This window comes from Pseudomonas sp. P5_B2, from assembly GCF_056400445.1.
On sequence record NZ_JBFULH010000179.1, the window covers coordinates 1 to 7,940 of the forward strand.

Annotated in this window: 7 protein-coding genes; 2 read left to right on the plus strand and 5 right to left on the minus strand. The window is 60.3% G+C overall.

From position 1 onward, the window contains the following. The first annotated feature begins 84 nt into the window (after nucleotides 1–84). Complete coding sequence (locus tag AC1DRJ_RS15005; protein WP_046029919.1) at nucleotides 85–603, plus strand: glycine cleavage system transcriptional repressor; 519 nt, start codon at nucleotides 85–87, stop codon at nucleotides 601–603. Nucleotides 604–818: 215 nt separating this feature from the next. Here the strand turns inward: AC1DRJ_RS15005 and rarD are convergent, their stop codons facing one another. The 5 genes from rarD to AC1DRJ_RS15030 form a co-directional block, all read right to left on the minus strand. Continuing rightward, nucleotides 819–1,706 carry an EamA family transporter RarD gene (gene rarD, locus AC1DRJ_RS15010; RefSeq protein ID WP_477802854.1) on the minus strand — a complete coding sequence of 296 codons (888 nt, stop codon included), beginning with the start codon at nucleotides 1,704–1,706 and terminating at the stop codon, nucleotides 819–821. A gap of 206 nt (nucleotides 1,707–1,912) precedes the next feature. Beyond that, a complete protein-coding gene (locus tag AC1DRJ_RS15015; RefSeq protein ID WP_477802855.1) occupies nucleotides 1,913–2,887 on the minus strand; it encodes a serine/threonine protein kinase in 975 nt (324 codons plus the stop codon). Between the two features lie 194 nt (nucleotides 2,888–3,081). Beyond that, entirely contained in the window at nucleotides 3,082–4,983 is a 1,902-nt protein-coding gene (locus AC1DRJ_RS15020) for a PhoX family protein (RefSeq protein WP_477802856.1), read from the minus strand. Between the two features lie 58 nt (nucleotides 4,984–5,041). After that, a complete protein-coding gene (locus AC1DRJ_RS15025) occupies nucleotides 5,042–5,806 on the minus strand; it encodes a TOBE domain-containing protein (RefSeq protein WP_477802857.1) in 765 nt (254 codons plus the stop codon). Nucleotides 5,807–6,002: 196 nt separating this feature from the next. Then, nucleotides 6,003–6,743 carry a ComF family protein gene (locus AC1DRJ_RS15030; protein WP_477802858.1) on the minus strand — a complete coding sequence of 247 codons (741 nt, stop codon included), beginning with the start codon at nucleotides 6,741–6,743 and terminating at the stop codon, nucleotides 6,003–6,005. Nucleotides 6,744–6,836: 93 nt separating this feature from the next. On the opposite strand from AC1DRJ_RS15030, the gene bioB reads away from it, so the two are divergent. Continuing rightward, complete coding sequence (bioB, locus tag AC1DRJ_RS15035) at nucleotides 6,837–7,892, plus strand: biotin synthase BioB (protein WP_477802859.1); 1,056 nt, start codon at nucleotides 6,837–6,839, stop codon at nucleotides 7,890–7,892. Nucleotides 7,893–7,940: the final 48 nt, after the last annotated feature.

Below are 7,940 nucleotides of genomic sequence, written 5' to 3' on the forward strand. Positions count from 1 at the left end.
ATGGCGTCAGACGAGTCAACGCAGAATCAGCCCTTGCCTATACTTGCCTTTCTATAACAAAAGTCATGACAAGAGGGCTGCGCCATGGACCACCTCGTACTCACAGTGTTTGCTCCAGACAAGCCCGGGCAGGTCGAGCGCATCGCCCAGTGCATTGCCGAGCACGGCGGCAACTGGCTGGAAAGCCGCATGTCGCGCATGGCGGGACAGTTCGCCGGGATACTTCGGGTAGGCGTTCCGGCCGAGGCCTACGATGAACTAGTGGATGCCCTGCAAGCGTTATCCGCCCAAGGCATACGCGTGCTGATCGCCGAAAGCGGCATCGAGCAATCCTGCACCTGGAAGCCGATCGCGATGGAGTTGGTGGGCAACGATCGCCCAGGGATCGTGCGTGACATCACCCGTCTGCTCAGCGAGCAGGGTGTGAACCTTGAACGGTTGGTCACTGAAGTGCGCCCGGCACCAATGAGCAGCGAGCCGCTGTTCCACGCTGAAGCAATCCTCGCGGTGCCACTGACCTTGTCGCTGGACGTATTGCAGTCGCGCCTGGAAACCTTGGCGGACGATTTGATGGTGGAGCTGGTGTTGCGCAGTGAGCCCTGACAGGGTTATCCAAGTTTAACGTGCACCCACCTGTGGATAACCTGTAGAGACAGCCCGCCAGCCCACGCCAGCCGGGCTTCTTCAGGATCTGATCAAAAAACCATCAGTTTCAACAAGTTGCGCACAAACGCCGGGGATCACGCTGTGGATAACCTTGGGAAGGATCGATGCAGGCCACGTAGAACGTGGCCTGTAGAGGTTTGTGCGTTTTTTGATCAGGTGCGGCGACGCAGACTTATCCACGCGTCGACGCTATAAACCGCCAGGCCCGCCCAAATAAAGATGAACGCGACGAGCGTGCTGGACGACAGCTGTTCGCCAAACAGCAGAACGGCTTGCAACAGCACCAGCGTTGGCGCCAGGTACTGGAGGAATCCCAGGGTCGTGTAGGGGATATGCCTTGCGGCTGCGTTAAAACAGATCAGCGGTACCAGCGTGATCGGGCCGGCGGCGACCAGCCACCAGGCTTCGGAGGTGGTCCAGAACTCAGGTTGCGCGCTGGCCGCCGTCGGGTTGAACAGCAGCCACGCGACTGCAATCGGCACCAGCATCCAGGTTTCCACCACTAGACCGGGCAGTGCTTTGACGGGCGCCTGCTTGCGGATCAATCCGTAGAAACCAAAGGACAACGCCAGCACCAGCGACACCCATGGCAGGCTGCCGACTTGCYACACCTGCTGCGCCACGCCGACTGCCGCAAGGCCCACGGCGATCCACTGCATGCGCCGCAATCGCTCACCGAGGATCAGCATGCCCAGCAGGACGTTCACCAGCGGGTTGATGTAGTAGCCGAGGCTGGCTTCGAGCATCCGCCCGTTGTTCACTGCCCACACGTAAGTCAGCCAGTTGGCCGCGATCAGCGTGCCGCTCAGGGCCAGGATCGCCAGGCGTTTGGGGTTGTCACGCAACTCGCGCCACCAGCCTGGATGTTTCCACACCATCAATAACAAGGCGCCGAACAGCGCGGACCAGAGCACGCGATGGATGATGATCTCCGCGGCGGGCACGCTGGCGATGGCTTTGAAGTAGATGGGGAAAAGTCCCCAGATGATGTAGGCAGTAAGGCCCAGAATGTACCCGCGACGCGGGTTGGCGGCTTGCATGCAGAATCCTTGCTTAGGCAACTAACAAAGTGGGGATTGTAAGGAGATTTGTCTGCTGATGTCCTGCCTGAATAGGTAGGGCAGTTGTGAACACCCAACCCTGTAGGAGCGAGCCTGCTCGCGATAGCGTCGGGTCAATCGACATCGATGTTGAATGATCAACCGCGATCGCGAGCAGGCTCGCTCCCACTGGGGGGCGGGGTGAATTAGAAGAGTTTTAGGGGTTCTTCGTTGAGTGCCGACAATTGCTCACGCAACGCCAACACCTGGTCACCCCAATACCGCTCACTGCCGAACCACGGAAAACTGTGCGGGAACGCCGGATCGTCCCAGCGACGGGCGAGCCAGGCGCTGTAGTGCATCAGGCGCAAGGCGCGCAAAGGTTCGATCAACGCCAGTTCTCGCGGATCGAAATCGTGAAACTCGTTGTAGCCGTCCATCAGTTCAGACAACTGACCGAGACATTCCTGACGGTCACCGGCCAGCATCATCCAGATGTCCTGCACCGCCGGGCCCATGCGGCAGTCATCGAGGTCGACGATGTGGAACATTTCGTCGCGGCACATCATGTTTCCGGGGTGGCAGTCGCCGTGCATGCGGATGTTCTGGTGCGGCGTCGCCTTGTAGACCTCTTCGACCCGCTTGAGCAGGTCACGGGCCACGGACTCGTAGGCCGGCAGCAAACTTTTGGGTACAAAGTTGCCTTCGAGCAAGGTGGTCAGCGAGTCGTGGCCGAAATTCTTCACGCCCAGCGCTTCACGGTGATCGAACGGTTTGGTGGAGCCCACGGCGTGCAGGCGACCTAGCAACTGACCGAGACGATAGAGCTGATCGAGATTGCCCGGCTCCGGCGCACGGCCGCCACGGCGGGGGAACAGGGTGAAACGAAAGCCGTTGTGTTCGTGCAGGCTGGCGCCGTTGTGAATCATTGGCGCAACCACTGGCACGTCGCATTCGGCGAGTTCGAAGGTGAACTGGTGTTCTTCGAGAATCGCTTCGTTGGTCCAGCGCTGTGGGCGATAGAACTTGGCGATCAGCGGCTCGGAGTCTTCGATGCCGACTTGATAGACGCGGTTTTCGTAGCTGTTGAGCGCGAGAATGCGCGCGTCGCTGAGAAAACCGATGCTTTCGACGGCATCGAGCACGAGGTCTGGGGTGAGGGTTGCAAACGGGTGGGCCATGCTGACTCCTGCGCGCAGCAGGCTGCCGCGTCCGGCCAAGCATGGTAGCGCAGACGGGGCTTCTTTAGTGGGATCGTTCCCTACGCTCAGCGTGGGAATGCAGCCAAGGACGCTCCGTGTCCCTAGAATCGGACGCGGAGCGTCCGGTGAGGCATTCCCACGCAGAGCGTGGGAACGATCATTCACCAGTCCTGTCAGGCGCCGACGATCCCGCCATCTTCACGGGAAATCGCCATCACCGAAGACCGCGGCTTACCATTCGGCAGATGCTCCGGGAACGTCGAACCGCCGTTCTCGCCCGGATGCTGAATCCCGACAAACAGCGTCTTCTGATCCGGCGAGAAACTGATCCCGGTGACTTCGCAACCCACCGGTCCGACCATGAACMGGCGAATTTCACCGGTCGCAGGGTCGGCACACAGCATCTGGTTGTTGCCCATACCCGCAAAGTCACCGGCGTTGCTCGAATCTCCATCGGTGAGAATCCACAACCGCCCTGCCTTGTCGAAACCCAACCCGTCCGGGCTGTTGAACATGTTCTGCGGCGTGATGTTCGACGAACCGCCCTTTGGCGTGCCAGCGTGAACACCCGGGTTGCCGGCGACCACAAACAGGTCCCAGGCAAAGCTTTTCGAGGCGTGATCATCGCGGTCGGTGCGCCAGCGCAGAATCTGCCCGTAGACGTTCTTCTCGCGAGGGTTAGGCCCTCCCGCCGGTTGGCCTTCTTCGCCGCGCTTGGCGTTGTTGGTCAGGGTGCAATAGACCTGGCCATCCTTGGGGCTGACGACGATCCATTCCGGACGGTCCATGCGCGTGGCTTTCACCACACTGGCGGCGAGGCGTGCGTGGATCAGCACTTCGGCCTGGTTGGCAAAACCGCTGCTGGCGTCGATGCCGTTTTTGCCGTGCGTCAGTTCAACCCACTCGCCTTGGCCTTTCGGGTGATCGGCATTGCCGTCGCCAGCGTCAAAGCGCGCTACATACAAGGTGCCGTGATCCAGCAGGTCGCGGTTGGCCTTGGGGTTTTTGTGGTTGATCTTGTCGCGGCTGACGAACTTGTAGATGAACTCGCCGCGCTCATCGTCGCCCATGTACACCACGGCGTGGCCGTCATGGGTTTCTGCCAGCGCGGCGTTCTCGTGCTTGAAGCGGCCAAGGGCTGTGCGTTTGACCGGGGTCGATTGCGGATCGAACGGATCGATCTCCACTACCCAGCCGTGACGGTTGAGTTCGTTGGGATTCTTCGCCAGGTCGAATCGCTCATCGTGCTGATGCCAGTTGATCTCTTTACTGGTCGCCACTGCACCGTAGCGTTTCTGTGCGGGGTCGAATTTCTGCTCGGCAGTGCTGCTGCCGAAGCAATCGGTGAAGTTCTCTTCGCAGGTCAGGTAGGTGCCCCACGGCGTCTTGCCATTGGCGCAGTTCTGGAAGGTGCCGAGGACATTTTTGCCGAGCGGGTCGGCGCTGGTTTTCAGCAGTTCATGACCGGCGGCTGGGCCGCTCAGGCTGATGGGGGCGTTGCCGTGAATGCGACGGTTGTAGCGCGAGCCCTGGACGAATTGCCAATGGCCGTTCTTGCGCTGCACTTCGATCACCGTCACGCCCTCACAGGCCAGCGCCTTGCGCACTTCTTCGGCGGATTGCGGCATGCCCCCATGTGGATAGAGGTAGCGATAGTTGGTGTATTCGTTGTTGATCGCCATCAGCGCCCGGTCTTTTTCACCGGGAAACTCGAACAGGCTCATGCCGTCGTTGTTGTCGCCGAACTGGACTTCCTGTTGCTCGGCCGTGCCATTGCCGCTTGGGTCGAACGCCGGACCGTTATTCTGCAGGGGCTGGCCCCAGCTAATCAGCACCGAAGATTTGTAGCCCGCCGGCAAGGTAATGGCGTCGCTGGTGGCGGCTGGGATGCTGTCGAAACCCAACAATTTGCTGGTGCCGGCGCTGACACTTGCGGCCAGCACGCTGCGGCTCAGCAGGTTGCCACCGAGGAACATGGCGGCACCGCAGAGGGCACCGGCGCTGATGAACCCACGACGGCTGAGGCCGACCATCTTTTCGAGGTCGGTGGATTGGTTTTCTTCTAATAGGCTCACATCAGGCTCCCTGCGGGTTTTTGCAGACACCTTAAAGAGCATCGATGAAGTTTTTGTTTCAGAGCGGTGTACCGAGCAATACGTTGGAGGGTGCGAACTGCACCAGCACCGGTTTGTCAGCGGCAAGCCCCTGCGTTCTCAAGTGAAGCGGCTCGGCCAGCGCGCAGAGTGTCTGGCCATTGGGCAGGCCGATGCGCACTTCGCTGGGGCCGTCTTCGGCGTCGAGAATGGCTTCGATGATGCCTTTCAGGAAGTTGTTGCCGGGTGTTGCTTGTTGATCGATACCCAACAATTCAAGCCAACCGGCTTTGATCAACGCCACCACTCCGGTGCCAGTTTCCAGCTCCAGGCGCAGGGTGCTGTCGTGGGTGATCTGCGCATCGATGGTCAGACCTTCGGCCAGTTCAAGACGGATCCGGTCGTTACGCCCCTGAGCTTCAATCCCCACCACTGTGCCGTGCAATTGATTGCGCGCGCTGGTCCGTAGCATCAGGCGACCAAGCAGGTCCAGATCGCTGGCATCTTCGGCCGCCTCCAATACTTGGGCCTGCAAGGCTTGCAGCTTTTGATAAAGGCGCAACACACGCAGGCCTTCGCTGGAAAGTTTGGCGCCACCACCGCCCTTACCGCCGACGCTGCGTTCCACCAGCGGCTTCTGCGCCAGGTTGTTCAGCTCGTCGATGGCATCCCACGCCGCCTTGTAGCTCAGGCCCGCGCTTTTCGCGGCACGGGTGATCGAGCCCTGTTCGGCGATGTGTTGCAGCAACGCAATGCGCTGCGGACGACGAGCAATGTGCTGGGACAACAACGTTGGCAAGGACATGGCGAGGTGCTTTGGGCTGTGACGATGCAGAGGACGTTGGCTGCTTGGGCTGCGGGAGTCAAGTCAGGCGCAAAACCCTGTGGGAGCGAGCTTGCTCCGGGCGGCGTTCCGACGAAGGCGGTGGGTCAGGCACATTGACGTTGAATGTGATGGCCTCTTCGCGAGCAAGCCAGCTCCCACACTGGATCGCATTTAGTCAGGTTGCGTCGCCAGGTTTGGGTGTGCGGGCCAAGCAGTACACGTCAACCCGCGCGGCGCCCGCGTCCATTAGCAGTCGGGCGAGGGCTTGCGCCGTGGCGCCGGTGGTCAGTACGTCGTCCACCAAGGCCAAATGACGACCCTTGATGCGTGCGCCGGGCGTCAGGGCGAAGGCGTTGCGCAGGTTCTTTTTGCGGGCCTCGGCATTCAAATCCTGTTGCGCGCTGGTGTCTTGAGTCCTCAACAGTAGCGTTTCGTCGCAAGGAATCTCCAGACAGGCGCCGAGCCAGCGGGCGAGCATGGCGGCTTGATTGAAACCCCGTTGGCGCAGGCGTTTAGAGGCCAGCGGCACCGGAATCAGCGCGTCAGGACGATGCAGGTCTTCATCGAAGCGATGTTGCAGGAATTGCGCGAGAAGTTCGGCGAGCAGTCGGCCAAACGGCCACTTTGCCGAATGCTTGAATCGTGTAATCAGGGTGTCCACCGGGAAGCTGTAAGTCCACGGTGCGGCGACTTGCTCGAACGCGGGCGGTTGATTCAGGCACTGGCCGCAGGTCAGCCCCGCGCCGGGCAAGGGCAGTGCGCAGGTTTGGCATTGATCCCCAAGCCAGGGCAGCTCCGTTTCGCAGGCCATGCAGATCGGGATGTGYTCGTCGGCCGGTTCAGCACAGAGCAGACAATGTTGTTCGTTTTTTAACCAGATGTAAACCGGTCCGTCGTAACGTGGTTGACAGCGCATGAGTCTTCCTTAAATATGCCGAACATCCGTGTCGCGTCTGTGGGTATTCCATCCCCCCAGCCGCTTGCCAAGCATAAAACAAAGGAAACGCCCATGAGCGCCAGCACCTCTGCAACCCTGCGTCATGACTGGTCTTTGGCCGAAGTCAAAGCACTCTTCGTTCAGCCATTCAACGACCTGTTGTTCCAGGCACAGACGGTGCACCGCGCGCATTTCGACGCCAACCGCGTCCAGGTTTCCACGCTGCTCTCGATCAAAACCGGCGCCTGCCCGGAAGATTGCAAATATTGCCCACAGTCCGGTCACTACAACACCGGCCTGGAAAAAGAAAAGCTGATGGAAGTGCAGAAGGTCCTCGAAGAGGCCGCTCGCGCCAAGGCTATCGGTTCGACCCGTTTCTGCATGGGCGCGGCGTGGAAGCACCCGTCGGCCAAAGACATGCCTTACGTACTGGAAATGGTCAAAGGCGTAAAGGCCATGGGGCTGGAAACCTGCATGACTCTGGGCCGCCTGGACCAGGACCAGACCGAAGCGCTGGCGCAGGCCGGTCTCGACTATTACAACCACAACCTCGACACCTCGCCGGAGTTCTACGGCAGCATCATCACCACCCGCACCTACGGCGAACGCCTGCAAACCCTGGCCTATGTGCGTGATTCGGGGATGAAGATCTGCTCCGGCGGCATCCTCGGCATGGGCGAATCCCTCGATGACCGCGCCAACCTGCTGATCCAGCTGGCCAACCTGCCGGAGCATCCGGAGTCGGTGCCAATCAACATGCTGGTGAAAGTCGCCGGTACGCCGCTGGAAAACGCCGAAGAGATCGATCCGTTCGACTTCATCCGCATGCTCGCCGTGGCACGCATCCTGATGCCGCAATCCCACGTGCGCCTGTCCGCTGGCCGCGAAGCGATGAACGAGCAGATGCAGGCCCTGGCATTCTTCGCTGGTGCCAACTCGATTTTCTACGGCGAAAAACTGCTGACCACTGCCAACCCGCAGGCCGACAAGGACATGCAACTGTTCTCGCGCCTGGGGATTCTGCCGGAAGCGCGCGAAGAGCACGCGGACGAGGTGCATCAAGCCGCCATTGAGCAGGCACTGGTTGAACAGAAAAGCAGCGAGCAGTTCTACAACGCTGCTGTTTGATCCAACACAAATCAAATGTGGGAGCGGGCTTGCTCGCGAAGGCGGAGT